24 protein-coding genes, 1 other RNA gene and 1 pseudogene are annotated in these 24,686 nt (G+C 52.1%); 13 read left to right on the top strand and 13 right to left on the bottom strand.

Features of this window, described 5'->3' with window-relative positions; all coding sequences use genetic code 11:
• Positions 1 to 17 precede the first annotated feature (17 nt).
• Both JOE09_RS16175 and JOE09_RS16170 read right to left on the bottom strand, forming a co-directional pair.
• Positions 18 to 1,472, bottom strand: a complete 1,455-nt coding sequence (locus tag JOE09_RS16175) for a UbiD family decarboxylase (protein WP_205066478.1) — start codon at positions 1,470 to 1,472, stop codon at positions 18 to 20.
• A 36-nt stretch (positions 1,473 to 1,508) separates the two neighbouring features.
• A complete protein-coding gene (locus tag JOE09_RS16170) occupies positions 1,509 to 2,060 on the bottom strand; it encodes a non-oxidative hydroxyarylic acid decarboxylases subunit B (protein WP_205066477.1) in 552 nt (183 codons plus the stop codon).
• Positions 2,061 to 2,156: 96 nt separating this feature from the next.
• Here JOE09_RS16170 and JOE09_RS16165 point away from each other — a divergent pair, with 96 nt between their 5' ends.
• Together JOE09_RS16165 and JOE09_RS16160 are read left to right on the top strand one after the other, a co-directional pair.
• Entirely contained in the window at positions 2,157 to 2,618 is a 462-nt protein-coding gene (locus JOE09_RS16165; protein WP_105593159.1) for a MarR family winged helix-turn-helix transcriptional regulator, read from the top strand.
• Positions 2,619 to 2,623: 5 nt separating this feature from the next.
• Entirely contained in the window at positions 2,624 to 3,652 is a 1,029-nt protein-coding gene (locus JOE09_RS16160; RefSeq protein WP_105593160.1) for a GlxA family transcriptional regulator, read from the top strand.
• A gap of 33 nt (positions 3,653 to 3,685) precedes the next feature.
• Here JOE09_RS16160 and JOE09_RS16155 read toward each other — a convergent pair whose 3' ends face one another.
• Positions 3,686 to 5,074, bottom strand: a complete 1,389-nt coding sequence (locus tag JOE09_RS16155; protein ID WP_205066476.1) for an MFS transporter — start codon at positions 5,072 to 5,074, stop codon at positions 3,686 to 3,688.
• Between the two features lie 340 nt (positions 5,075 to 5,414).
• Positions 5,415 to 6,326: an aromatic amino acid DMT transporter YddG gene (yddG, locus tag JOE09_RS16150; RefSeq protein WP_105593162.1), complete on the bottom strand. Its 912-nt coding sequence runs from the start codon at positions 6,324 to 6,326 to the stop codon at positions 5,415 to 5,417.
• Between the two features lie 390 nt (positions 6,327 to 6,716).
• On the opposite strand from yddG, the gene JOE09_RS16145 reads away from it, so the two are divergent.
• The 3 genes from JOE09_RS16145 (at position 6,717) to JOE09_RS16135 (ending at position 10,126) form a co-directional block, all read left to right on the top strand.
• A complete protein-coding gene (locus tag JOE09_RS16145) occupies positions 6,717 to 7,616 on the top strand; it encodes a dihydrodipicolinate synthase family protein (RefSeq protein WP_205066475.1) in 900 nt (299 codons plus the stop codon).
• 9 nt (positions 7,617 to 7,625) lie between these two features.
• On the top strand, positions 7,626 to 9,128 hold the full coding sequence (locus tag JOE09_RS16140) for an aldehyde dehydrogenase (RefSeq protein ID WP_205066474.1): 1,503 nt from the start codon (positions 7,626 to 7,628) through the stop codon (positions 9,126 to 9,128).
• 326 nt (positions 9,129 to 9,454) lie between these two features.
• Complete coding sequence (locus JOE09_RS16135; protein ID WP_105593164.1) at positions 9,455 to 10,126, top strand: GntR family transcriptional regulator; 672 nt, start codon at positions 9,455 to 9,457, stop codon at positions 10,124 to 10,126.
• 30 nt (positions 10,127 to 10,156) lie between these two features.
• Here JOE09_RS16135 and JOE09_RS16130 read toward each other — a convergent pair whose 3' ends face one another.
• A complete protein-coding gene (locus JOE09_RS16130; RefSeq protein ID WP_105593165.1) occupies positions 10,157 to 10,993 on the bottom strand; it encodes an alpha/beta fold hydrolase in 837 nt (278 codons plus the stop codon).
• Positions 10,994 to 11,447: 454 nt separating this feature from the next.
• On the opposite strand from JOE09_RS16130, the gene JOE09_RS16125 reads away from it, so the two are divergent.
• On the top strand, positions 11,448 to 11,795 hold the full coding sequence (locus JOE09_RS16125) for a DUF6404 family protein (protein WP_205066513.1): 348 nt from the start codon (positions 11,448 to 11,450) through the stop codon (positions 11,793 to 11,795).
• Between the two features lie 360 nt (positions 11,796 to 12,155).
• The gene (locus JOE09_RS16120; protein WP_105593166.1) at positions 12,156 to 12,638 is read left to right on the top strand and encodes an Hcp family type VI secretion system effector; all 483 of its coding nucleotides are present in this window, start codon (positions 12,156 to 12,158) and stop codon (positions 12,636 to 12,638) included.
• 22 nt (positions 12,639 to 12,660) lie between these two features.
• Here the strand turns inward: JOE09_RS16120 and JOE09_RS16115 are convergent, their stop codons facing one another.
• Positions 12,661 to 13,038, bottom strand: coding sequence for a hypothetical protein (locus JOE09_RS16115; RefSeq protein ID WP_205066473.1), 378 nt, complete (start codon positions 13,036 to 13,038; stop codon positions 12,661 to 12,663).
• Positions 13,019 to 13,531, bottom strand: a complete 513-nt coding sequence (locus JOE09_RS16110; protein ID WP_205066472.1) for a DUF2778 domain-containing protein — start codon at positions 13,529 to 13,531, stop codon at positions 13,019 to 13,021. The genes JOE09_RS16115 and JOE09_RS16110 overlap by 20 nt, the downstream gene beginning before the upstream one ends.
• A 116-nt stretch (positions 13,532 to 13,647) precedes the next feature.
• Here JOE09_RS16110 and JOE09_RS16105 point away from each other — a divergent pair, with 116 nt between their 5' ends.
• From JOE09_RS16105 to JOE09_RS16095, 3 genes are all read left to right on the top strand, one after another.
• The gene (locus JOE09_RS16105; protein ID WP_205066518.1) at positions 13,648 to 13,845 is read left to right on the top strand and encodes a hypothetical protein; all 198 of its coding nucleotides are present in this window, start codon (positions 13,648 to 13,650) and stop codon (positions 13,843 to 13,845) included.
• A gap of 237 nt (positions 13,846 to 14,082) precedes the next feature.
• Positions 14,083 to 16,155, top strand: a complete 2,073-nt coding sequence (locus tag JOE09_RS16100) for an ATP-dependent nuclease (protein WP_205066471.1) — start codon at positions 14,083 to 14,085, stop codon at positions 16,153 to 16,155.
• Complete coding sequence (locus tag JOE09_RS16095; protein ID WP_205066470.1) at positions 16,145 to 17,905, top strand: UvrD-helicase domain-containing protein; 1,761 nt, start codon at positions 16,145 to 16,147, stop codon at positions 17,903 to 17,905. The genes JOE09_RS16100 and JOE09_RS16095 overlap by 11 nt, the downstream gene beginning before the upstream one ends.
• Before the next feature lie 173 nt (positions 17,906 to 18,078).
• Here the strand turns inward: JOE09_RS16095 and JOE09_RS16090 are convergent.
• From JOE09_RS16090 to smpB, 3 genes and pseudogenes are all read right to left on the bottom strand, one after another.
• Positions 18,079 to 18,768 (bottom strand): annotated as a pseudogene (locus JOE09_RS16090) (integrase domain-containing protein); the annotation flags it as partial.
• 202 nt (positions 18,769 to 18,970) lie between these two features.
• Positions 18,971 to 19,335: a transfer-messenger RNA gene (ssrA, locus tag JOE09_RS16085) on the bottom strand.
• A gap of 47 nt (positions 19,336 to 19,382) precedes the next feature.
• Positions 19,383 to 19,865, bottom strand: coding sequence for an SsrA-binding protein SmpB (smpB, locus tag JOE09_RS16080; RefSeq protein WP_105593172.1), 483 nt, complete (start codon positions 19,863 to 19,865; stop codon positions 19,383 to 19,385).
• Positions 19,866 to 20,025: 160 nt separating this feature from the next.
• On the opposite strand from smpB, the gene JOE09_RS16075 reads away from it, so the two are divergent.
• Entirely contained in the window at positions 20,026 to 20,460 is a 435-nt protein-coding gene (locus JOE09_RS16075) for a type II toxin-antitoxin system RatA family toxin (protein ID WP_205066469.1), read from the top strand.
• A complete protein-coding gene (locus JOE09_RS16070; protein WP_205066468.1) occupies positions 20,453 to 20,740 on the top strand; it encodes an RnfH family protein in 288 nt (95 codons plus the stop codon). Before JOE09_RS16075 ends, JOE09_RS16070 begins: the two co-directional genes overlap by 8 nt.
• Before the next feature lie 54 nt (positions 20,741 to 20,794).
• On the opposite strand, the gene bamE is transcribed toward JOE09_RS16070, so the two are convergent.
• From bamE to nadK, 3 genes are all read right to left on the bottom strand, one after another.
• Positions 20,795 to 21,142, bottom strand: coding sequence for an outer membrane protein assembly factor BamE (bamE, locus tag JOE09_RS16065; protein WP_105593175.1), 348 nt, complete (start codon positions 21,140 to 21,142; stop codon positions 20,795 to 20,797).
• Between the two features lie 186 nt (positions 21,143 to 21,328).
• Entirely contained in the window at positions 21,329 to 22,990 is a 1,662-nt protein-coding gene (gene recN, locus JOE09_RS16060; protein ID WP_205066467.1) for a DNA repair protein RecN, read from the bottom strand.
• 86 nt (positions 22,991 to 23,076) lie between these two features.
• Positions 23,077 to 23,955, bottom strand: a complete 879-nt coding sequence (gene nadK / locus JOE09_RS16055) for an NAD(+) kinase (protein WP_105593177.1) — start codon at positions 23,953 to 23,955, stop codon at positions 23,077 to 23,079.
• Positions 23,956 to 24,077: 122 nt separating this feature from the next.
• On the opposite strand from nadK, the gene grpE reads away from it, so the two are divergent.
• Positions 24,078 to 24,659, top strand: coding sequence for a nucleotide exchange factor GrpE (gene grpE, locus JOE09_RS16050; protein ID WP_200545632.1), 582 nt, complete (start codon positions 24,078 to 24,080; stop codon positions 24,657 to 24,659).
• Positions 24,660 to 24,686 lie beyond the last annotated feature (27 nt).

The following is a 24,686-nucleotide window of genomic DNA, read 5'->3' as shown; positions in this document are numbered from 1 at the left end:
TGAACACGCGTCAGAACTTACCAGTTATCCAGAATGCGCTGGCGCACTTCCTGCGGATAGCCCTGTTCGAACGAGGCGTGCAGATGGCGGGTGGTTTGCAGCGTATCGAACACCACCTTGGCACCTTTACCCGCCACGTACTCCTCTTCTTCATAGCACTGCGGCAGGCGGATGACGCGCTGATCTTCAAACACCGCGCGGCGGCCCACCGGATGCACGCGGGTAGACAGCACCCATACCACCTCACGCAGATTGGTCGGATCGAAGTCGTCATCAACCACGTAGACCTTCGGAATAAACACCATCGCGCTGGTTTTAAACAGCACTTCACCAATGCGCTGTGACAGCTCTTCGCTGGAGACACCCGGCAGCAGCTCGCGCCAGTTTTCCGGCATAACAATCAGCAGCAAGTGCACCGTTGAATCTTCCGGAATCCAGGCCGCTTTGACCGGCAGTTCCGCTTCTCTCAGATAGGTCAGCGCATCGGCCGCCAGCCCCATCGCCCACAGCGTGTGGGATTCATCGGTTGGACGGCCGGTGATCGACATCGGCCAGATCGGATCGTCGCGGTAGGTAATGGTTTCCACATGGAAGGTGGGCTGGGCGGAAGAGCCGGAGCCAAGGTAGCCGCCGTACTCGCCGTACGGGCCTTCCTGACAGTCGCGGGTAATTGATACGTGCCCTTCAATCACAATCTCAGCGGTGGCCGGTACATCGAGATCGATGCTGACCGCTTTCACCACTTCGACGGGCGCACCGGCCAGCGTGCCAATGTAATCCGCTTCGTCGGCGTGTGCCGGGATCGGAATACCGGAAACGCAGGAGATCGCCGGGGCAGGGCCCTGTACCAGTGCGTATGGCATCGGCTCACCGATCTTCACCCACTCCGCCCAGATCTGGCCAATATGCTGGCTGGGAACGATCAGACCGACCATTCTTTTCCCGTCAACCTTCATCACGCGAGCGATGGACCAGTTCACCCATTTCCCGTCCGGGGTTTTCACAATCAGCGTGCCCCATGTATTGGCGTAGCGACCGCCGTCTTTGTCGTGGGCAAACGGAATGGGGAAGCGGTCGAGGGTGGCGTCTTCACCGCGCAGGATATTCTGCTGGCACGGCGCGGCGGCGGATTCCACGCGCACCGGCGGAATGCCAGGCTTGTGGCGGGCGGCCGACAGCGCTTCAACGATCTCCAGGCCGGTGGATTCCGGCGCAAGGCCCAGCGACATCGCCACGCGGGCATACGGCATATCGCTGCGTGAAGAGAGCGATGCCGGTGCGCCAAACAGGCGGAAACCGGATTCTACCCCAGTGATATGATGAAACAGCGGAGCGGGGGACTGGATTTCGTAGCTACGGCGGGTGATGGCGCTTGGCTCAAAATCGCAGTCGACCTCGCGGGTCACATGCATAATGTCGCCCATGGCATCCAGCGCGTCGATAAAACTTCTTAAATCATCGTAATACTTCATCCGGCTCTCCTGATTCGTAGCGGAAGATGGCGGGCGTTAGCCCCAGCGTTTTGTGAGATCGTTATCAAGACCGAACTGATCGAGAATGCGCGAGACAAAATGATTGATAATGTCATCAATGCTGGCCGGATTGTTATAGAAGGCGGGCATGGGCGGCAGCATCATCGCGCCGGCGCGCGACAGCGCCAGCATATTTTCCAGATGGATCACGTTCAGTGGTGATTCGCGTGGCACCAGTACCAGTTTTCGCTGCTCTTTCAGCGTAACATCAGCCGCGCGGGCGATAAGGCCATCGCCGTAGCCGCCGCGGATGGCGGCGAGGGTTTTCATACTGCAGGGCACCACCACCATGCCGTCGACGCGGAAGGAGCCGCTGGAAATCGCTGCGGCCTGGTCGTGTTCGCTGTAAGTCCTGGAGGCGAGGGCGATAACGTCCTGTACACTGTAGGGTGTTTCCATTTGAATCGTGGCGCGGGCCCACTTGGAGATCACCAGGTGAGTTTCCACGTCCAGGTCTTTCAGTGCGCTAAGCAGGCGAACGCCAATTGCCGCGCCTGTAGCACCGGTCATGCCGACAACAAGCTTCATGTGGTTCTCTTTTGCTAAACTTTTGGGTTATAGTTTGAGTATAAACAGTTTGAGTTCGAACTATAAGATTATCGTTTTAAGGAGTCAAGACGGTCCATGTCACAAAATCCTGACTTAATTGTTGCTGCTCCTCTGTGGCCGCACGGCGACAGCTCGCTGATGCACCTTGTGCGCCGCGCCGGGCAGCACTCCACAACCTGCTGGGCTCAGTGCGTTGATACCGGTTTATCCGCCGTGCAGTACGCCATTCTGGTCGTGCTGGCGGAAGAAACCTGCTGCGATCAGCAAACGCTGGGAAACCGCGCCGGGTTTGACAAAGCAACGGGCACGTATGTTATCGACCGGATGACCAAAAGCGGGTTAGTCAGCGTCGTCGTCGATCCGGATAACCGCCGCCGTAAGCTGGTGTCGATGACGGCTGACGGTGAAATCATGCTGGCACGGATGGTGGAACAGGCAAAAAGCGCAGAAAAAACCATCGCTTCCGGTCTGAACGAACAGGACATTCGCGATCTGAAGCGCCTGCTGAGCAAGCTGGGCGGATTACAGGAGCCCTGAGAACCATGCAGCAACAGATAGCGCCTGAACAAAACGGTGAATCCAAGCCCGATCTGACCATCGGCTTTCTGCTGATGAAACAGTTCACTCTCGCGTCAGTGGCGGGGCTGGTAGAGTCGCTGCGCTTTGCGGCCGATGAATCTTTCTCCAGCCGCCAGATTTTCTGCCGCTGGGAATGGATGACCTGCGATGACCAGCCGGTCACCGCCAGCTGTGGACTGCCCGTGTCACCGACGGCGGCGCTGGATTTTTCTCGCAACTGGGATTACTTCGTGGTGGCCGGCGGGCTGCTGGAGGAGACGCGCCAGCCGCCGCAGTGGCTGCTGCATGCGCTCAGAGAGATCCATGCGCGTAATATCCCGATCATCACCCTGTGCAGCGGGGCGTTTGTGGCGGGTAATGCCGGTCTGCTGGACGGGCGACAGTGTGCGATTCACTTCACCACCCGCGATGAGTTTCGCCTGCGCTTTCCGAAAGCGATCCCGGTGATCGATAAAACCTACATCAAAGACGGCGGCATTATCTCCTGTCCGGGAGGAACGGCTATCGATCTGGCAGCCGATCTGATCCGCCAGCACTGCGGGCTGGTGCGATCGCAGAAGGTGCTGAAGTACCTGCTGGTGGACGACACCGCGGTGCCTGCCAGCCGGGCGAAGCAGAAAGAGAATCAGAACCCGCCGGACGTCTATGAAAATGACGTGGTTAACAAGGTGATCGAGCTGATGAAGCACCACCTCGATTCGCCGGTTCCTCTAGCCGAAGTGGCTGCTTTTGCCGGAGTCACGTTCCGTCAGCTGAACCTGATTTTTACCAAATGCACCAGCTATTCGGCGGCGGTGTACTGGCGACGGATGCGGCTGGAACAGGCGCGCAAGCTGATGGCCGACTCCAGCAACAGCATCAACGCCATCGCTGCCGCCACCGGCTTTGCCGATGCCTCTCATCTGATCGCCTGGTTCCGCAAGCAGTATGGTGAAACGCCCAGCTCTTACCGAAAACGCCGCAGGGAAGTGGAAAAGCTGATTAAACCGTGAAAGCAGGGGCTGCGATGCAGCCCCGAAAGGTAATTACCAGGCGTTATTCTTTGACAGTTTGCCAGCGGAAGATGCAGGCGCAGAAGCCGTCTGGTCAGCCTCCAGCGAGGCGGCGTCCTCCAGGCTGCGCGAGGCGGTTTCCGGTGCCAGGAACCAGGAAACGATCAGCCCGACGGCGGTGATCCCGGCAGCGATGTACATCGTTGCGCCAATGCCGATCGTCTGTAGGGAAACCGGGATCAGCCAGGTGCCGATCGCCGCCCCAATCCGCGACATCGATGTACCAATCCCCACCGCACCGGCACGGATCTCCGTCGGGAAGATCTCATTTGGATAGACCAGCTGCAGCACCTGCGCACCGCCGATAAACAGCGCGTAGGTGCCGAACAGCAGCAGGATCACCGGTGATGGCCCGTCGCGCAGCAGACCAAGCAGCGCCAGCGCCAGGCCGGACCACAGGAAGCTTTGCAGCAGCAGTTTACGGCGTCCCAGCGTGTTCACCAACCGGGTGGCAATAATACAGCCCATCACAAACAGCAGCGTAATGGCTACCGAACCGTATGAGGCCCAGTTGCCGCTCAGATGCAGGGCATCCAGCACTTTCGGCGCAAAGGCGTAAACGGCGAACACCGGGATCACCGAACAGGTCCAGAACACGGTGATAAACGCCATGCGCTTGCCGTAGCCGGAGTGCAGCAGGCTCCTGAACGACAGGTGCTTATTTTCCGACTGCGCGGGCAGATTTTTCAGGCTGAAGTTGTCGCCGTACACCTGGCGAATAATGACTTCGGCTTCGGCATGGCGTCCTTTACTGATCAGCCAGCGCGGCGATTCCGGCGTGCCTAAGCGGATCAGGAACAGCAGCAGGCCAATCACTGCGGTGCTGGCCAGTGCAATGCGCCAGGCTTCAGCGCCGCCAAAGTAGAGAATCGCTTCGCCGGTCATATAGGCGGTGGCGGCACCGGCAAACCACAGGATGGTCAGCGTTGCGAGGCACGGGCCACGGTATTTTTTCGGCAGAAACTCCACCAGAAACGCGGTGGCTACCGGGTATTCAATCCCCACCGCTACGCCGCTGAGCAGGCGCAGGATAAACAGCATTTCGCCACTTTGTACCCAGAACTGGGCCAGCGAACAGAGGATAAACAGCGTGGGGCCAACGAAATAGATCAGGCGCCTGCCGAGGCGATCGGTCAGTACGCCACCCAAAAAGCCGCCAAAGAAGATGCCGATCAGCGCCGATGCGGCAATCAGCCCTTCCCAGAATGCGTTGAGCCCCAGCGCCGGGGAGACTTTGGTCATGGCGATGCCGATGATGCTCAGCACGTAGCCATCGACAAAGGAGCCGCCGCCGGAGCGAACGGTCAGTAATCGGTGGAAGCGGCTCAGCGGCACGTCTTCAACAGAAATATGAGCAGACATGGTAACTCCTGTTTTTTCTCCGATACCGTTGAATAAAAAGCACAACATAATGACTGTAATAAACATGAAAGCGAGGGATGCTTATTACGGTCACGGGGTTTATTACTTTTAATCACAGCATTAACGGGATTATTTTAAACCAGATGAATCCACCAGAATGTTATCCGGAGCAGGTTGTTTTCATTAATTGATTAAGCAGGTGAACGGTTATTATCAGTTTTTTTATATTCTATAAACTCTCCTTCGGTTAAAGACGATAGAACAGGAATTGTTTTTGTTTAAAATTAAGTGAGTACGATGTGTCGAGGTTGGGAGGAGAGTACTCCTCCCGGGGTAAAAGCTAAGAGGCCTTACAGGAGAGCTTTTTTTCAGCCACCGTGCGGGTTGCCCACCAGCAGGCGAGAGAACCGAGACTGACCATCGCGGTGCCCTGCCAGAAGGAAACCGAAAGCTGCGAATTGAGCATAAACGCCGCCAGAACCGCAGAGATAATCGGAATAAAGTAGGATGCCGCCGCCAGAATGGTGACGTTCCCGTGCAGAATACCCACGTTCCAGGCTGCGTAACCGAAGCCCATCGCCATGGCCGCCAGCGCCAGATTAATCCAGACTTTCGCCGATAAAACAAACTCGGGCTGCGGCGACAGCAGGAACTTCACCCACAGGGTTAGCGCGGTTAAAATAAAGAACAGCGTAATGCCGTTGCTGCCCTGAGCAATTCTTTTCGTTACCACACAATAGATTGCCCAAATAATCGCGCCGCTAAAGGCCAGTCCGTAGCTGAGCGGGTTATCCATTATATTACTGGCCATTTCGCTCAGAGAGAATCCGCTGTCGCCACCCAGCACGCGGCAAATTCCCATGACTGAAATAATAACCCCAGGAATAATTAACAGACTGGTTTTCTGTCGGTTAACAATAACCGATAAAACAATGGTCATGCTGGGCCACAGATAATTCACCATACCGACTTCAATCGCCTGGCGGCCGGAGTGGGTGAACCCCAGCGACAGCGACAGGCACAGCTCGTAGCAAACAAACAGCACGCTGCCGATAATCAGATAGCTGCGTGGAAACTTGCGGATGTTGGGGAAGCCGATGGTGAACAGCAGCAGCACGGCGCTGCAGGTGTAAATCAGCGCCGCGCCGCCAATCGCACCAAATCCTTCACTGACGCTCTTAATCAATCCCACAATCGCGCTCCAAAGCAGGATGGCAATCAATCCTGTGAGCGTCGCTTTGTTCTGGGGCATAGCCTTCTACCTCTGTTTACGGTGTTCGCCAGCGAACCGGACGGATATCTGTTAAAACCTGGTTAAATGCAGCATCAAAATTATGCTTCCTGAACGAGGCTGTAAATATGCCAGATAGCGTAATAATCTCATAATGTGATCGTTATCGGAAATCATGTAGAAAATTTTTCCTATTTGAAAATAGTTTTAATTTGCTGATTTTTAACATTTTAAAAAAATTAATTTGTATGAACGTACCATTCATGCGAATTTTTTTTGTATTTTACTCGTATACAAAAAATCCCCCTTCATTGACCTGTCAAACCGGGCTGTGCAAATTGTTAACAAACGTCGCCATTTTCTGCCGCAAAGCGGGTGATTTTGGTCCTGATTTTCCCTCTGGAGGTTAACGTGTTGACATTTGATGGTATCTTCACCCCGGCAATTACCCCTTACGCCGCCGATGGCAGCATTGATTTTGCTCGCTTTGCCGACGTGCTGGAGTCGCTGATTGAAGCCCGCGTACACGGCATTATCATCGGTGGTTCTACCGGTGAGTACTACGCACAAACTACCGAAGAGCGCCTGGCACTAGTGGAACATGCGCGCAAGGTGATCGGCAACCGCCTGCCGCTGGTGGTGGGTACCGGAGCTATCCGCACGGAAGATGCCGTTGCCTTTGCGCAGCACGCTCGTGAACATAAAGCCGATGCCATTCTGGTGACCTCGCCGCCTTACGCGCTGCCGACTGAACTGGAAAATGCCCACCACGCGCTGACCGTGGATAAAGCCGCTCAGCTGCCGATCATGCTTTACAACTACCCCGGCCGTATGGGTATCAGCATGGGGGAAACCTATTTCACCGAAGTCAGCAAATCGAAAAACGTGGTGGCGATTAAAGAAAGCTCCGGCGATCTGAACAACCTGCATCTGCTGGCCATCAAATACCCGAACATTGCGCTGTCCTGCGGCTGGGACGACCTGGCGCTGGAGTTCTTCGCCTGGGGCGCACGCAGCTGGGTTTGCGCTGGCTCTAACTTTATTCCACGCGAGCACGTTGCGCTGTACGAAGCCTGTGTCATTGAGAAGGACTTCGCCAAAGGGCGTAAGATCATGGCGGCGATGATGCCGCTGATGAACTTCCTCGACGGCGGTAAGTTCGTGCAGTCCATCAAGTACGGTTGCAATCTGGCCGGTCTGACCGCAGGCCCGGTGCGCGCACCGCTGCTGGCGCTGGATGAAGAAGAGAAAGCGCAGCTGCAGGCTGTGATTGAAGGCGTGAAACGCAACGTCGCTGCGGTTACCGGGTAAGGGGATAGCATGAGCCAGATTCAGACATTAAATGATGTGGTCGCTGTGGTTGAGGGGCTGAAATTTGCCGATAAGGCATTTATCAACGGTCGCTTTGTGGCGGCAGCCTCCGGCAAAACCCTGCCAACCACCAACCCGGCGACCGGCGATAAGCTGGCCGATCTCGCCGCGTGCGATACTACCGACGTGAACAACGCCGTTGACGCCGCGCGCGCCGCATTTGACGCCGGTAGCTGGAGCCAGCTGCCGCCGGGCGAGCGTAAAGCGGTGCTGCTGAAACTGGCGGCACTGATGGAGCAGGAAGTCACCGAGCTGGCGGTACTGGAAAGCCTCGACAGCGGCAAGCCGGTCAGCGAATGCCTGGCGGTAGACGTGCCGGAAACCATTCACATTATTAAGTGGTACGCGGAAGCGATCGATAAGCTCTACGACCACACCGCGCCGGTGGGCAACGGCGCAATGGCGCTGGTGGTGCGTGAACCGATTGGCGTAGTGGGCTGCGTGCTGCCGTGGAACTTCCCGCTGCTGATGCTGGCGTGGAAAATCGGCCCGGCGCTGGCGGCAGGCTGCTCGGTAGTGGTGAAACCCGCCGAACAGACTTCACTGACCTCGCTGCGCGTGGCGGAACTGGCCTTTGAGGCGGGCGTTCCGGCGGGCGTGCTGAATATTGTTACCGGCACCGGCAAGGACGTGGGCGAGCCGATTGGCCTGCATGCAGATATTGATATGGTGAGCTTTACCGGTTCTACTGCCACCGGCCGCCGTTTCCTGCACTATTCGGCCGACTCTAACCTGAAAAAAGTGGTGCTGGAGTGCGGCGGTAAAAACCCGGCGGTGGTCTTTGATGATGCTGAAGATCTGGCAACCGTGGCCGGGCACGTGCTGAACGGCGCGTTCTGGAACATGGGTGAGAACTGCTCTGCCACCTCGCGCCTGCTGGTGCAGGAAGGGGTGAAGGATCGCCTGCTGGCGCTGATCGCCGAACAGATCGGCAGCTGGCCAATGGGCAACCCGCTCGATCCGGAAAACCGCCTGGGCACGATGATCTCCGCCGATCACTTCAGCAAGGTCAGCGGCTATCTGGAAACGGCGCGCCAGGAAGGGCTGCGCATTGTGCAGGGCGGCGACACCGAAAACGGTATCTACGTCCAGCCGACGGTCATCGATGGCGTGACGCCGCAGAGCGCGCTGTTCCGCGAAGAGATCTTCGGCCCGGTACTGTGCATCACTACCTTTAAAACCGAAGCCGAAGCGATTGCGCTGGCCAACGACACCCCTTACGGGCTGGCGGCATCGGTTTACACCGGCAAGCTGAACCGCGCTATTCGCGTCTCCCGCGCCGTGCGTGCCGGTACGGTAACGGTGAACTGCTTCGGTGAAGGCGACGCCACCACGCCGTTTGGCGGCTACAAGCAGTCCGGCTTCGGCGGGCGTGATAAATCCGCCTTCGCGCTGGATCAGTACACCGAGCTGAAAACCATCTGGATTGATGTACCGGGTGCCGACAGCTAAGTCTTAGCTTTGACCCTCCGCTGCCCGCTATTCCCGGCGGGCAGCGCTTACTCTGCCAACATTCCCAGTCCAGAGAGGGCAGGGTATGCCTCTTTTCCCACCAGAAACGCTCTGCTCTAGTGTTAAAATTTTCTCGCGATGAATTTCGTTACCTGTTGATAATACGTAAGTCTTAGCTGATTGATGAAAGTGTTATGTCGATCCAGGTATCGCATGAAATATTTGAATTATTTTTGCTGTATACGCACTTTTTCTGTAGGTTAATCGGCATGGGATAGCGCGTTTCTCGCGCAAACATTGAAGATGATGGCGTTCAGGAGGCAACATTGAGATCGGGTAAAGCTGCACTATATGAGGATTTAAAACGTCTCATTTTAACCATGGAACTCGATCCCGACGAGCTGCTGGATGAAGCCAGCCTGACGGCACAGTACGGTTTATCGCGCACGCCGGTAAGAGAAGTCTTCCAGCGGCTGGCAGGTGAAGGCTATCTGGAGATTGTGGAAAAACGCGGCGTGCGGGTGATCCCAATGAGCCACTCCAGCCTGCGCAATTTCTTCCTCGTTGCCCCCATGATCTATGCCGCCACCGGGCGCCTGGCGGTGCAGAACTATAAGCCCTCGCAGATGAAGGCGCTGAAGGAAACGCAGAAGCGCTTCCGCAAAGCGGTACAAACCCGCGATGCCGAAGCGCTGGCGCTGGAAAATAACCGCTTCCATGAAATCATGGGCGAGATGGCGGCCAACCCCTATCTGCAACCCAGCCTGGGCCGCCTGCTCATCGATCACTGCCGTATTGGCCACACCTTCTTCCGCCCGCAGAATGCCGATATGGAACGCCGCCTGCAGCTCGCAGCCGAGCACCACGACGCGTTTATCGTCGCCATTGAAGCACGCGACGAGCAGGCCGTGGTTGACCTGGTGTTCGAGCACTGGGAGCTTTCCCGCGAGAATATGGAAATCTTTATTGCGCCGCAGGGGCTGAAGGCGGACTTTTAGCCGCCTTTTATAACGCGTAATTACTAACGATTAATCACGAATAAAGGCCAGCAGGTCGGCATTGATCACATCCGCATGTACGGTATGCATGCCGTGTGGGTAGCCCGGATAAATGATCAGTTTGCTGTTGGCCAGCAGTTTATCCTGCAATACCGCTGCGGCTTTGTAAGGCACAACCTGATCGTCGTCGCCCTGCATCACCAGCGTTGGTACGGTAATGGCTTTTAAATCTTCGGTCTGATCGGTTTCAGAGAAAGCCTTGATACCTTCATAATGCGCCTGAGCGCTGCCGGTCATGCCCTGACGCCACCAGTTCTGGATGGTGCCTTGTGACACCTGTGCACCGTCACGGTTGAAGCCATAAAATGGACCTGATGCGACATCCAGGTAGAACTGAGCACGGTTGGCAGCCAGACCTGAACGGAAGCCATCGAAAACCTCCAATGGGGTGCCTTCAGGATTGTCAGCGGTTTTCAGCATCAGCGGCGGTACAGCGCTGATCAGTACGGCCTTAGCGACGCGGCCCTGCGGCTGGCCATACTTCGCGACGTAACGAGCCACCTGACCACCACCGGTAGAGTGACCGATATGAACCGCGTTCTTTAAATCCAGATGCTCAACCACTGCGGATGCATCGGCTGCATAGTGGTCCATGTCATGGCCTTCGCTCACCTGGTCAGAACGTCCGTGGCCACGACGATCGATGGCGATGACGCGAAAACCTTCTGCCAGGAAGAAGAGCATCTGGCTGTCCCAGTCATCTGCACTCAGCGGCCAGCCGTGATGAAACACAACGGGCTGCGCATCTTTAGAACCCCAGTCTTTGAAATAGATATTTACACCATCATCAGTCGTTACAAATGCCATGAAGCGTACTCCTTTATGAGGAAAGATCTTTTTCTTCTACAGAATGTGCATTCCGGAAGACTTTAGGCAGGAACCATTTCAATATCATGAATATATTATCAATGGGTTATAAACGTATTAGTGGTTGCATTAATTGCTAATGTTTCCAAAACTATAGTAGATAAATATTCTCAATATTTTTTGCAAACTATGCCATTTGGAAAAGTTAGGTCATGAGTGGAGCCCGGCCCCTGCTTCTTCTCCATTCAGAAACTGAATGCTGGCGTGATAATCACACCTCGGAACTGAGTTTGCGGCAGCTATGTCAGAATGCGAACGGGGCCTTGTCTCTGGAGGATGCCGGGTGCAAAATCGAGGTATGGCTCATACTCTATAAGCAGAGCCCTCCCCATTCTGCTCTGGGCTGAATGAGACTCTCCGAATTTTAAAGATATCCAGTGAAAGGATTCAGATGATGACGTTTGAAGAAAAGAAGCAAAAGGCAATCGCGCTGATGGAAGAAAAAAAGATGTGGCGGAGTAACTATGCGCCACCGATCCTGCGCTTGTGCTGGAAACTTGGGGCTAACGTACCGCCCTCACCATTTGCCCCTTTCTGGCTGAATACGTTGTTATATACCGCCTGGTTCGGCCCTGTTTGGGGCGTTTGCATGTGGTTTAGCCGCTGGCAAAATCAGGACTTCAGCGTGTTGCGTGCGGTGTCTACCGCCCTGATTACCGGTTTGCTGTTTGGTATATCCATGGCGCTATTTCACTATTGGGGCAGGTGGAAAAACAAGCTGCCTGACTGGAAGAGTCTTTGATAGGGCGGTGCTCTAAACGACATGAGCTGGTGTTTGATGAATCGGGATTTGCGTATGACGATCTCCTGATAGGGTATATTCAGTGTGTCGGGGGATCTCTGAAAGTGAATGGTTTTTTGGCGGGATAATTGCAATACCATCTATATTATGCGGCGGAAAGCACTAAGCCGCCAAACAGACCCAGAGGGCTTTTTATCTTCTTGAGAAGTTACCAGGCATCCAACACAAACTACCTGATAGAACTTTCTTCAAGGCTCAGCAAAAAAATGATAAGAGAGATTTATTCCATAAAATAACTGCGTGTAACTATATTGTCTGATGTATATTGCTGAAAGGATTAACAATAAAGGACGATGTAAAATGCCAATTCCAGCTTATCTGTGGCTTAAAGATGATGGCGGTGCGGTGATCAAGGGAAGTGCGGATGTGCAGCACCGGGAAGGTAGTATTGAAGTTGTCGGGTTTTCTCATGCAATAACGCTTCCGGTTGACTCCCAGACGGGGAAAGCTACGGGCAAACGAAAGCATGCGCCTATCTCATTCGAAAAAGACTTTGATTCTTCCAGCCCCTATCTATTCAAAGCCGTGACAACGGGCCAGAAGCTCATGTCAGCAGAGTTCAAATGGTATCGTATCAACGATGCTGGTCAGGAGGAGGAGTACTACAACATGCTTCTGGAAGGCGTGATGGTGATCTCCTTCAGCCCAGGCATGCCCAACACGAAAATCGCTGGTCTTGGCGGCATTAATCACAGCGAATCGGTGTCATTGATGTACGAGAAAATCACCCATAAATACTGTGACGGGAACGTGCAGCACTCGGATGCCTGGAATGAGCGGTGACACAAGGGGCAGGTGCCCCTTTTTAAGGCGCAATGTAGGCAATAAGGTAAATGACTGCTATCACAGCTGTAACAGTCAGGACGGTTTTAAGTAGTTTATTCAGAAACACTCTCATATAACTGTTTTGTAATTCCGGCCTTTTCATCAGACAGGGGGCCGTCATTATTGCTGAATAAACGGGAGTGGTTAACAACAGATCCAAGTAAATATTTAATTCGTCAAATATCATCACGGTCTGCTCACTCATGCCCGCAACGCCCCTCCATCCTGATACGGTATAAACGAACTCCCAACTGATAACGCGCTCACCAAGTGAAAAATAGCCATCAGTCATAACGACTGCAATAAATGAGGCAATGAAAATCGCAAACCCCATAAGCTTACGGGCAGCTTGTGCCATTAGCGATAACCTCTATTTTTCCGTATGCCCGCAATTTCGAATTGGGAATATCACATTTTACCGTATTTAGAATGATCTCCCGCAACCTTAGAAAATCAGTCCGGTGCACCAGAGTAATACATCCTTCTGAAATACTGCCGGGGTGTAGCCTGAATCCCCCCCTTTCGACGCCCTCGATAAAGGTTGTGTCATCAATACTCCCATCAGCACGAAAAAGCGCAAACCATTCATAATGATTGATGATGGAACGGGTTTTGATGGATTTATAAACGTCTATCCCCGCTGCCCGGACCCTATTTTTCCAGTCTCCGGTAGGTCTGTCTACGATGTAATAGTTGCCGGGAGGGATCGGGCCCAGCTTCGACATGTGGCCGCACCCGCCTTTGTTCATGTAGAGCTGCTGCCCGGAAAACGCCATGAAAGTGCCAACGCCGTAGATCGTTAGTGGCGCAATATCCGCACCGTTTAGAATAAACTTCCCCTGTAATGCCATCCGTGAACGCTCCATATAGTAAACCATGTGTATTATATGGCTTTTGGGGGCTAATAACAGATAACATTCGAAGAACCTGTGGAGTTTCACATGATAAATGTCAGAATGGTTGTGAAATGATCATTATTCCTTTGTCCGGTGAATGGGAAGGCGGTAAATCATCGAGAATTTACCAGATCCATATTGATGAATGGGCGCACTGGTCTAAAGCTAAACGCACCGTGATTCGTAAGAAACTGGAGGCCACTCAAGAAAATGAGCAGCAGAATAAAGTCTGGATCTTTTCCATGGGTGAACAAGGCGTTGATAATTAGGAGATCTTTTATGTAACCGACTACCGATTAATCTGTTATATTACGGGGTATATTACTTATTCCTGAAGAGAAAATCTGCTTTGAAAATGATTGTCGGAAAACAAGTTAACCAACACTAGAATGCAAGACTCCGACATTATCTGTCGAAATAGAACGTCTGGATTGAGTAAGGTCACCTATTTACACTTGAGGTTTCATTATTATCTTTGATAACTGAATTCGCAGGGAGTAGAGCATATGCTAGTTAAAAATATTGAAATAGAAAATTTCCGGCTCCTAAAAAAAGTATCTCTTGGGCTTGAAGAAAAAATTACGCTAATCGTCGGTCGTAATAATAGTGGTAAAACTTCAATTGCTGAATTATTTCGTAGACTTTTATCCGATAAAGGCCCTTCGTTCAGACTTGAAGATTTTTCGCTTGGAAGCCATGAGGGATTTTGGTCTGCATTTGAAGCACTGCGAGCAGGAGAATCACGTGAGGATATTTATCATCATTTGCCGTCAATTATAATTAACCTTGATGTAGAGTATGACGTTGAGTCCCCGGACTTAGGGCCAATAAGTGACTGCATAATCGACCTTAACCCTGATTGTAACTTTGTACGCTTGACTCTCACTTTTGGACCTAACTCGGTAGCCACTGAATCGCTTTTTGCTGACGTTACTACCCCCCCTGGGGGAATGAATATTGAGCGTGCATCTCTATTCCGCACAGTCGAGGAGCGTTTACCCCAATCGTATGAATGCAAGCTTGAAACTGTTGATCCAAATGATTCTACCAACCGTAAAAATCTTGACCTAAAAACGATTAAGATTTTGATTAATGGTGGATTTATTAATGCTCAGCGTGGTCTGGATGACGATACTCACCGTGAACGCGATGTACTAGGAAAGATTATTGAAGTTCTTTTTCAATCAGCTTTAACTGATCCTATAGATAGTAATAAACGTACGACTGCGGCACAACTCAAAACTGCTGTTGAGCAGATTCAGACAGAGCTTCATGTCGGTTTCAATGAAAAACTGACCTCCCTATTACCCACATTTGATTTATTTGGATATCCTGGCTTAGCTGATCCTGGGCTTGTAACTGAGACCAGCTTTGATGTCGATAAGTTGCTAAATAATCACACGAAAATCCGCTATGTCGGTGTTAATGGGATCACTCTGCCTGAGACTTATAATGGGCTCGGAATGCGTAACCTCGTTTATATTTTGCTCCAACTTCTGCGCTTTTTCCGAGAATATCAGGCAACTCCAACCGCTGTGGGAGTGCATCTCATATTTATTGAGGAGCCAGAAGCCCATATGCATCCGCAGATGCAAGAAGTCTTTATTCGCCAACTGAGTAAAATAGCAAAAGCTTTCGAAACACAGCTCAATGAGAACAAACCCTGGCCGGTTCAGTTTGTCATTAGCACCCATTCGCCACATATGGCGAATGAAGCACGTTTTGAGTCAATGCGATATTTTCTAACTCGGGAAGGCAATGATGGTTTCAGACAGTCGGTAGTCAAAGATCTGCGTAAGGGGATGGGGAATGCACCTGTTCCTGAACGTGATTTTTTATATCAATATTTGACTTTGACTAGATGCGACTTGTTCTTTGCAGATAAAGCCGTCTTGATTGAGGGCACTTCTGAACGATTGCTATTACCTGCGATGATTCGTAAAACTGATGCTGCAGCTCCAGGAGGAGCACAACTTGGTAGCCAGTATTTGACAGTGATGGAAGTTGGAGGGGCTTACGCACACCGATTTTTTGACCTCTTGTCCTTTCTCGAATTACGCACGCTGATTATCACCGATATTGATTCGGTGAAGCGTAATGCAAACAATAAACGTATTGCAACACCTGTTGCAAGTGGTGAATTCACGAGTAACAGCTGCATCAAAGCTTGGTTCTCCAATAATGATATTACACCGACTCAATTATTAACTCAGTCTCATGTGAATAAGATTGTTGATAGCCGTCGCCTTGCATATCAAGTACCTGAAATGGATGGAGGGCCATGTGCGCGAAGCTTCGAAGATGCTTTTATTTTAGCTAATTTCGAAAGTTTCGCACTTGGCGACGGTGATCGTGCAACACTTGCTTACGAACATGCCGCTGATCAAAAAAAATCAACATTTGCATTGACCTATGCAATTGAAAATAGCACGTGGAATGTGCCGCGCTATATTTCAGAAGGTTTAAGATGGCTTGCCGAAGGCAATCCAGTCATAGTGATACCACAAGTTACACCATCAGATATTGCCGCTGCTGCAGCTGGGATTGAAATAAGTGGGGAGGGGCTCAATGACTACTGAAATTCATGAAAGCCCGGCAGATACTGCGGGACGGTTGGCATTAGAACGCATGTTTGATTGCCTTGAACAAGAGCGAAGTTTTCGTCTTGAGGCTGGTGCAGGTGCAGGCAAGACATTCTCTTTGGATAAAGCCCTCCGTTGGCTAATCGATAAACGCGGTAGCGAATTGATTCGTAAACGTCAACAAGTTGGTTGCATTACCTACACTAATGTTGCTAAAGACGAAATTATCTCGCGAATTAAATCGCATCCAGCAGTAAGCCCTGAGACCGTACATGGATTTTGCTGGTCAATCTTGAAAGATTTTCAGGCAATGTTGCGTGAGTTTGTTCCTCTTCTCCCTGGCTGGGCTGAGCGCCTTGAGCAAGTAAATGGCATCGGTGTTCGGCGAGTTCATTATGAATTGGGATATCCGAGTGTTGCTGACCATCAAGTCTCGATCCGCCATGAAGATGTGTTGGCTTTGATGATTAAAGCAATGGATTTACCAAAATTCCGTACTGTTCTTTGCGCTCGTTATCCAATTTTATTGATCGATGAATACCAAGATACTGATGCTGCGTTTATTACTGCGTTGAAAGATTGGTTTCTGGATCGCCGAGAAGGGCCTGTCATTGGTCTTTTTGGTGATCATTGGCAAAAAATCTATGGAGAAGGTTGTGGTTTAGTCGAACACGCTTCTCTTGTAATCATTGATAAAAATGCCAATTTTCGTTCGGTTGATCCCATTGTGCGTGTGCTGAATCGGATGCGTCCGGCTTTACCTCAGATGGTTAGCGATCCATATGCGCCTGGCGAGGCCCGTGTATTCCATACTAACCGGTGGGTAGGCCAGCGGCGTACTGGGAGAGGAGGTGGTCACTGGACAGGCGATACGACGCCTGAAGCAGCCAAAGCGTACTTTAACTACCTTAAATCTCATCTCATTTCTAATGGTTGGGACTTTTCGAACGACAATACTAAAATTCTCATGCTTAGCCACAGTGTGCTAGCCCGCGAACAAGGTTATGCCTCCATTCCAACTATTTACGGTCAATACAACGATCCATGGCTCAAGAAGGAAGATCCGCATATTAAGTTTTTGACCGATCAGCTCGAGCCTGCATGCTCGGCTTTTATTGAACGCCGCTATAGTGACATGTTTGAGTCTTTCGGGACCAGCATGCCTCATATTCGCAGGCATCAAGACAAGATTGCTTGGACTGAATCTATGAATTCTTTAATTGAGCTCAGGTTAAGAGGATCAATTGGTGAGGTTGTGGATTTTATCGGCGTACAGCCACACATGCGGCTACCTCGAGCAGTTGAGGAACGTGAGCTTAAGCTGGAGGAGATCGGTGCCGTACCGGTAGATGAAGAACCTCGCCGCGTAACGCAATTGCGCAAATTGCGGAATGTTCCCTATACCGAAATTATTGCGCTGGACTGCTTTATTGATGGCAACACACCATTCGCAACTAAGCATGGTGTTAAGGGCGCTGAGTTTGAAAATGTGCTCGTCATTGTTGGGCGTGGCTGGAATAAATACAATTTTGTACAAATGTTAGAATGGATTGATGCAGGGCCACCGGCGGATAAGACCGAGTTTTTTGAAAACAACCGTAATCTTTTTTATGTTGCTTGCTCGCGCCCTAAAAGACGTCTTGCGGTTCTGTTCACCCAAGAGTTAAGTGCCAACGCTACGGCTAAGCTGACAGAATGGTTTGGTAGAGAAAACATTGTGGAACTTCCTGCTAATCCAGAGTTGTAAGAGTTGCATTAGCTAGCCTTCTTTATGAGAGGACAATTATCGGCAACCCTGAGATGTTTTTTCATCACGATTTTTTTCGTGAAAGGTACGCACTGTGTTGGCTTATGGATTAAAACCTAGTTTTAAGTCATGATTTGAAACATCTTTGTAAGTTAAACTCAGGGGTAAATCGTGTTGGCCGTTCGCATCTTCTGCATTAACTCTAGCAGTTGACAGGGACGAATACTGGGCATGTTCTTTTTCTGAGGCTTCTCGAAGGCTTTACCGATATTAACGCTGGGAACAGCATCAATCAGCCCTGTGTTTTGGGCATAGATCATGACCTCATTAATGCGCTGGCACAGGCGACGAACAGTTTCCAGTGCTCCTCTGGCCTAGACTGGTTGCACGGCCTGAACCAGGTTATGAGCTTTAATATCTGTTACGCTGACGTCACCAATTGCAGGAAAGACATCTCTCTCAAGAGATCGCCAGATATCCTCTGCGTAGTCCTCGGTCACACTGGCTTTCTTCACATTCCACCAACGTTCAGCTACGAGCTGGAAAGTATTGATTTTAGCTTCAAGCGAACTACGAAGTTGTTCTTGCTGATGTTCCTGAGGGTCGATTTGTTTCGCCAGAAGAGAACGAGATTCTGCGCGATAGTTTCTGGCATCGGCAAGCGTAACTGACGGGTAGGGGCCTATGCTCTTCTTCGCACGTTTCTTGGTGACAGGGCGAATGTAGCGAAACTGCCAGATTTTACTCCCGCTGGATTTGATGAGTAGTTCAAGGCCATCGCCATCATAGAGAACGTAGTCCGCTTCCTTGGGTTTAGCAGATTCGATTTCTTTAACGGATAGAGGTTTGGTTTGTCTTGCCATTGCCGGGTTTCCATAGTTTTAGGCACCTCAAAAACAATAAAGCTTTATGAGGTGCCTAACAAGGTGCCTAAAAGGTTCGGATTTAATTAGTTGGCATCAGACTTCGCGGGACAAATTGCAGACACAAAAAAGCCCGCAAAGCTTTCACCTTGCGGGCTTTCAGGACTTCAGCGGACAATTCTGGTATCGCAGCTAAAGAATTTGGTGGAGCTGGCGGGAGTTGAACCCGCGTCCGAAATTACTACACCGTCGGCACTACATGCTTAGTCCAGTCTTTACATTCGCCGGTTAGCTGCGAACGGACACGCTACTAACAAACTAGCCTGATTAGTTTTAACGCTTCAACCCCAGGCAGGGCTTCCACGCGATCTCTTTTGGGTTTGACCTCTCTTTGATCCCCGTCTTAAGAGCGGAAGCTAGGGAGAGAGGGCTCTTAGCAGGTTATTAAGCTGCTAAAGCGTAGTTTTCGTCGTTTGCGACTATTTTTTTGCGGCTTTTTACGAGGCAAACCGCCCCTCGGCATGCTCCTAGGGCTTCGCAAATCCCGTCGAATCCAGAATCAGCCCCAAGTAGAAAAACAGTATAACAGAAAAACCTGTCGCTATGCCAGTGGCTTAGCGGTTCGCGTGCTTCATAATACGCGCTTTGTCTAATTTCCATTCGCGATCTTTGATGTCATCGCGCTTGTCGTGCTCTTTCTTACCTTTTGCCACGCCGATCTTCAGCTTGGCCCAGGCGTTTTTCCAGTACATCGACAGCGCTACGATGGTGTATCCGTCGCGGTTGGCTTTGCCAAAGATGGTGTCGAGTTCGCGCTGCTTCAGCAGCAGCTTGCGGCTGCGGGTTGGATCGCAAACCACGTGCGAAGAGGCGACGCTCAACGGCTGGAATGTTGAACCGAACAGAAAAGCTTCACCGTCGCGCAGCAGAATGTAGCTGTCGCTGATATTGGCCTTTCCGGCACGGAGAGATTTAACTTCCCATCCCTGTAGCGAAAGCCCAGCTTCGAACTCTTCTTCAATGAAGTATTCGTGGCGGGCACGCTTGTTCATGGCAATGGTAGCGGAACCGGGTTTATGTGCTTTTTTCTTTGTCATAGTGCCACTTAGTGTACATGAAGCCGTGATTTTTGGCATCCCCTGTAACGTGACCGAAAGGGGAAAGGGCTATTCTAGCAGATGCCAGCCAGGAGAGAATTTTTGTTTGAATCCCGGCAATGGTATTATTTAAAAGTTCTAAGATTAGACAGGAATTGTTATGTCCCAGATTAGTCGTTCGGCGCTGGTGCCGTACAGTGCTGAGCAAATGTACCGGTTAGTTAATGACGTCAACAGCTATCCGGAATTTCTGCCGGGTTGTACCGGCAGCCGTGTACTTGATGCCAGCAACGATCAGATGACCGCATCCGTAGATGTTTCAAAGGCGGGCATCAGTAAAACCTTTGTTACCCGCAATACCCTGACGGATAACCAGAGCATCCATATGCAGCTGGTTGATGGTCCGTTCCGCAAACTGAGCGGCGGCTGGCGGTTTACTCCGCTGAGCGAGGAAGCCTGCAAAGTTGAGCTGAACCTGGATTTCGAGTTCACCAATATGCTGGTAGAACTGGCATTTGGCCGCGTCTTTAAAGAGCTGGCCAGCAGCATGGTTCAGGCTTTCACCCAGCGTGCGAAAGAGGTTTACAGTGCCTGATATCGCGGTTGAAGTTGTCTATGCACTTCCGGAAAAACAATATCTTTACAGCGTCAAGGTTCCGGAAGGCAGTACGGTTGAAGATGCGATAAAGGCATCCGGCGTGCTCGACCTGCGAAGCGATATCGATCTGCAGGAAAACAAGGTCGGCATCTACAGCCGCCCGGTTAAGCTGCATGATGAAGTGCAGTGCGGCGATCGTATTGAAATCTACCGTCCGTTGATTGCCGACCCGAAAGAACTGCGCCGACAGCGCGCCGAGCGCGCGGCAAAAAAATAAGGCGCCGTTGCGCCTTATTTTATTTCCGTTCTACGCCGGTTACGGCGAAGCGGATTAACCCTCAGATTTTGTCAGAGCCGGTTTATTATCAATGTTGGTCAGCGTGCCGTTGCTGTCGAAGGTCAGCGTCAGGGTCTGCTGCTTGATCGGCTCATGGCCAGGCTGCTGGCGGAATACGTAGTACCAGACGTTGTTGCCGAACGGATCGTGCATCATCGGCGTACCCAGAGTGTAAGCAACCTGCTGTTGCGTCATACCGGTGTGGATCTTGGCAACATCGTTGGCAACCAGGTAGTTACCCTGGTTGATATCAGGCCGGTAAACCACTCGCTCCAGAGTGGAACATCCAGCGGTCATCATCAGAAGAACCACCGCAGCAGCAGTCAGCGTTTTACAGCGCATAAGTATGTTTATTCCTTTGTGGCTATTTATATCCCCACCCACCTGAAGCAGCCGCCCCGGCAATCTGGGTCTATCAGTGTACAACTACGATACCAGCGTAAGTTGCCGATGATAATAAACCTTTACGCAGTTTAAAACCTCTGCGAAGCAAGGATATGACCACAAACCGGAAAAAAAGTGCAATGCTCAGGCGGCTAAAAGTTCTTTTGCGTTCGCCAGCGTGTTGCGAGTGACCTCACTTCCGCCCAGTAAACGTGCCAGTTCCTGCAGGCGTGAGCGTTTGTCCAGGCACTGCATATGGGTTTCAGTCATTTCGCCATCGGTTTCTTTGCTGACGAAGAAGTGCTGATGGCCACAGCCTGCAACCTGCGGCAGGTGGGTTACGCACATCACCTGAGTTGATTCGCCCAGCTGGCGCAGCATCTTACCGACCACGGCTGCGGTTGGTCCGCTGATACCCACATCGACCTCATCGAAGATCAGGGCCGGTGTATCCATCTTACGGGCGGTAATCACCTGAATAGCCAGCGCGATGCGCGACAGCTCACCACCAGAGGCGACTTTCGCCAGCGGCTGTAGCGGCTGACCGGGGTTGGTACTGACGCGGAAATCAATGCGATCGCCGCCTTCCGCCGTCAGGTGCTCAGGGTTGAACTGTAGATCGATAGTGAAGCGGCCGTGCGGCATTGACAGCGCGTGCATACTTTCGGTGATTAAGCGCCCCAGCTCTTCGGCAAAGTGCGCGCGGCGTTCATGCAGCTGTTCAGCGCAGTGCAATGCGGCTGCGTGGTGTTCGGCTACCGCCTGCGCCAGTTCATCCTGATCGCTTTCCTGCTGGTCCAGCAGTTGCTGTTCTGCCAGCAGCTGCTGATGGAAAGAGGCCAGCTCCTCCGGCGCGATATGATGCTTGCGGGCAAGACTGATCTGCCGCGACAGGCGCTGTTCCAGCTCCTGAAGGCGATTAGGGTCCAGATCCAGCCGATCGCAGTAGTGGCGCAGCTCGTCGCTGGCTTCGCTAATCTGGATCGCGGCCTCTTCCAGCATGCCAAACACGCCGCTGAGTTTGTCATCCATCTCGGTAAGCTCGCCCATCAGTTGACGAACGGTATACAGCTGGCTTTGCAGATTATGATCTTCGCCATCCGCCAGCATCAGCAGCGCCTGCTGGCTGACGGAGAGCAGATGGCCGCTGTTGGCCTGGCGCTTATACTCTTCATCGATCTGCTCGTACTCGCCCTGTACCGGGGCGAATTCATTCAGCTCTTTCAACTGGTACTGCAGCAGTTCGCGGCGTGCTTCCCGCTCCTGTGCCTGCTGCTGATGGTGTGCGAGGTTGCGGCAGCTCTGGTGCCACTGGCGATAGCGCTGCGCCATGTTTTGCAGCAGCAGCGTTTCGCCCGCGTAGGCATCCAGCAGGGTTTTCTGATGTTCGGGTTTGAGCAGCAGCTGATGCGCGTGCTGGCCGTGGATCTGAATCAGTGCCTGGCCCAGTTCACGCAGCTGGGAGAGTGGCACCGAAGTGCCATTGATGAATCCGCGTGAACGGCCATCGCTGCTGATAACGCGGCGCAGCAGGCACTCGTTGCCGTCATCCAGCTGGTTATCACTCAGCCAGCGCTGGGCTGAAGGCGTATCCTTCAACGAGAAGCGGGCGCAGATATCCGCACGGGATGCGCCCTGGCGAACCATATCCGCTTCGGCACGACCACCCAGACAAAGCCCCAGCGCGTCAATAGCGATGGACTTACCCGCACCGGTTTCGCCGGTGATTGCCGTCATCCCGCGCTGAAAGTCGATTTCCAGTTCACGAACGATAGCAAAGTTACTGATGGTCAGTTGTGCCAGCATAGTTGCCTTCCTGTATGAAAACACATATATGGTTTTTCATACAGTATATACTGGTTTTATGACCAGTAAAGTAGCCAGGCACAGATTTAGAACAATTTTTTTGACCAGCCAAGTTTTGAACTTAGCGTATTGAAATAATTATAATTTTTAGGGTGAATAAGATTGAGGTGGTAATCACTACGGCGGATCAGCACATCTTCCCCTTCCTGGATCGGCAGGGCGATCTGGCTGTCGCAGCTGATTTCCAGATCGCTGCGCAGGGAGGAAAAGCGCAGGCGGATCGTGCTGCTGCTGTTAATCACCAGCGGCCGTGCTGACAGGGTGTGCGGGAACATTGGCACTATCGCAATCGCGTCCAGCGATGGAGTTAAGATCGGGCCACCCGCTGAGAGAGAATAGGCGGTGGAGCCCGTCGGCGTGGAGATGATCAGGCCATCGGAACGCTGCGAAAAGGCAAAACTCTCATCGATATAAACTTCAAACTCAATCATATGGGCGACTTTGCCCGGGTGCAGGACCACTTCATTGATGGCGGTGCCGATGCGCGGCGCGCCGGACTGGCGGCATACCTGTGCCTCCAGCAGAAAACGGCTTTCAACAAAGTATTCGCCTTCCAGCACGTCCGCCAGCTGCTGCTGGGCGTTGTCCGGGTCGAGATCGGTCAAAAATCCGAGATTACCGCGGTTGATGCCGATAACCTTAATATCATAACGCGCCAGCACGCGTGCGGCACCGAGCATATTGCCGTCACCGCCGACCACCACCGCAAGGTCCGCTTTCTGACCAATTTCGGCCAGCGTGCCGGTTTCCACCCCTTCCAGTTTCAACTCGCGGGCAATCTGGCGCTCAATAATCACCTGATAGCCGCGCGCAGTGAGCCAGCGGTACAGCATTTCATGGGTGGTGAGCGCGGTAGGATGCCGGGGATGACCGACGATCCCGATGCAGTTGAAGTGGCTGTTCATGATTCTGGCATTCCTTACGAGGTAAACTCCCCCGACAATGTGACTGGTTCCCTTGAAACCGCGATTCTGATCCCCATAATAAGCGAACCAGCGATGGAATATGCACAAACGCGGAGAAATTCATGAGTAGTAAAGAACAGAACACACCAAACGAGCAAGTCTCAGACGAAATTGAGATCGAGCAGGCGAAAAACCAGGCTACAGACGCAGCAGATGGGGTGGACCCGCGCGATGAACGTATTGCGCAGCTTGAAGCCCAGCTGGCTGAATCACTGGGCGGCGTGCGCGATGCGCAGCTGCGCGCTCAGGCCGAGATTGAAAATATTCGCCGTCGTGCGGAAATGGACGTTGAGAAGGCGCACAAGTTTGCGCTGGAAAAATTCGCCAACGAGCTGCTGCCGGTAATCGACAGCCTTGAGCGTGCACTGGAAGTGGCTGATAAGACCAACCCGGAACTGGCTTCGATGATCGAAGGTATCGATCTGACGATGAAATCGTTGTTGAACGCGGTGGGTAAATTCGGTGTAGAAGTGGTGGGCGATACCAACGTGCCATTCAACCCGGATGTGCATCAGGCAATGTCGATGATGGAATCCGAAGACGTTGCGCCAAACCACGTAATGATGGTGATGCAGCGTGGCTACACCCTGAACGGTCGCCTGTTACGCCCGGCGATGGTTGCAGTGGCGAAAGCGAAAGCCTGATAGTTAAATCATAAAAAAAGCACCGTC

Origin of the sequence: Pantoea coffeiphila, from assembly GCF_016909495.1 — a bacterium.
Lineage (GTDB): Bacteria > Pseudomonadota > Gammaproteobacteria > Enterobacterales > Enterobacteriaceae > Erwinia > Erwinia coffeiphila.
This window is presented reverse-complemented; position numbering and strand designations above follow the sequence as displayed.

What these genes read in the sequence shown, in the direction of transcription:
- bamE (WP_105593175.1), bottom strand. Translation starts at nt 21,142, where the DNA reads ATGCGCTGTAAAACGCTGACTGCTGCTGCGGTGGTTCTTCTGATGATG.
- grpE (WP_200545632.1), top strand. Translation starts at nt 24,078, where the DNA reads ATGAGTAGTAAAGAACAGAACACACCAAACGAGCAAGTCTCAGACGAA.
- nadK (WP_105593177.1), bottom strand. Translation starts at nt 23,955, where the DNA reads ATGAACAGCCACTTCAACTGCATCGGGATCGTCGGTCATCCCCGGCAT.
- JOE09_RS16130 (WP_105593165.1), bottom strand. Translation starts at nt 10,993, where the DNA reads ATGGCATTTGTAACGACTGATGATGGTGTAAATATCTATTTCAAAGAC.
- JOE09_RS16115 (WP_205066473.1), bottom strand. Translation starts at nt 13,038, where the DNA reads ATGGCACAAGCTGCCCGTAAGCTTATGGGGTTTGCGATTTTCATTGCC.
- JOE09_RS16105 (WP_205066518.1), top strand. Translation starts at nt 13,648, where the DNA reads ATGATCATTATTCCTTTGTCCGGTGAATGGGAAGGCGGTAAATCATCG.
- smpB (WP_105593172.1), bottom strand. Translation starts at nt 19,865, where the DNA reads ATGACAAAGAAAAAAGCACATAAACCCGGTTCCGCTACCATTGCCATG.
- recN (WP_205066467.1), bottom strand. Translation starts at nt 22,990, where the DNA reads ATGCTGGCACAACTGACCATCAGTAACTTTGCTATCGTTCGTGAACTG.
- JOE09_RS16160 (WP_105593160.1), top strand. Translation starts at nt 2,624, where the DNA reads ATGCAGCAACAGATAGCGCCTGAACAAAACGGTGAATCCAAGCCCGAT.
- JOE09_RS16095 (WP_205066470.1), top strand. Translation starts at nt 16,145, where the DNA reads ATGACTACTGAAATTCATGAAAGCCCGGCAGATACTGCGGGACGGTTG.
- JOE09_RS16170 (WP_205066477.1), bottom strand. Translation starts at nt 2,060, where the DNA reads ATGAAGCTTGTTGTCGGCATGACCGGTGCTACAGGCGCGGCAATTGGC.
- JOE09_RS16175 (WP_205066478.1), bottom strand. Translation starts at nt 1,472, where the DNA reads ATGAAGTATTACGATGATTTAAGAAGTTTTATCGACGCGCTGGATGCC.
- yddG (WP_105593162.1), bottom strand. Translation starts at nt 6,326, where the DNA reads ATGCCCCAGAACAAAGCGACGCTCACAGGATTGATTGCCATCCTGCTT.
- JOE09_RS16100 (WP_205066471.1), top strand. Translation starts at nt 14,083, where the DNA reads ATGCTAGTTAAAAATATTGAAATAGAAAATTTCCGGCTCCTAAAAAAA.
- JOE09_RS16120 (WP_105593166.1), top strand. Translation starts at nt 12,156, where the DNA reads ATGCCAATTCCAGCTTATCTGTGGCTTAAAGATGATGGCGGTGCGGTG.
- JOE09_RS16155 (WP_205066476.1), bottom strand. Translation starts at nt 5,074, where the DNA reads ATGTCTGCTCATATTTCTGTTGAAGACGTGCCGCTGAGCCGCTTCCAC.
- JOE09_RS16165 (WP_105593159.1), top strand. Translation starts at nt 2,157, where the DNA reads ATGTCACAAAATCCTGACTTAATTGTTGCTGCTCCTCTGTGGCCGCAC.
- JOE09_RS16075 (WP_205066469.1), top strand. Translation starts at nt 20,026, where the DNA reads ATGTCCCAGATTAGTCGTTCGGCGCTGGTGCCGTACAGTGCTGAGCAA.
- JOE09_RS16140 (WP_205066474.1), top strand. Translation starts at nt 7,626, where the DNA reads ATGAGCCAGATTCAGACATTAAATGATGTGGTCGCTGTGGTTGAGGGG.
- JOE09_RS16125 (WP_205066513.1), top strand. Translation starts at nt 11,448, where the DNA reads ATGACGTTTGAAGAAAAGAAGCAAAAGGCAATCGCGCTGATGGAAGAA.
- JOE09_RS16110 (WP_205066472.1), bottom strand. Translation starts at nt 13,531, where the DNA reads ATGGCATTACAGGGGAAGTTTATTCTAAACGGTGCGGATATTGCGCCA.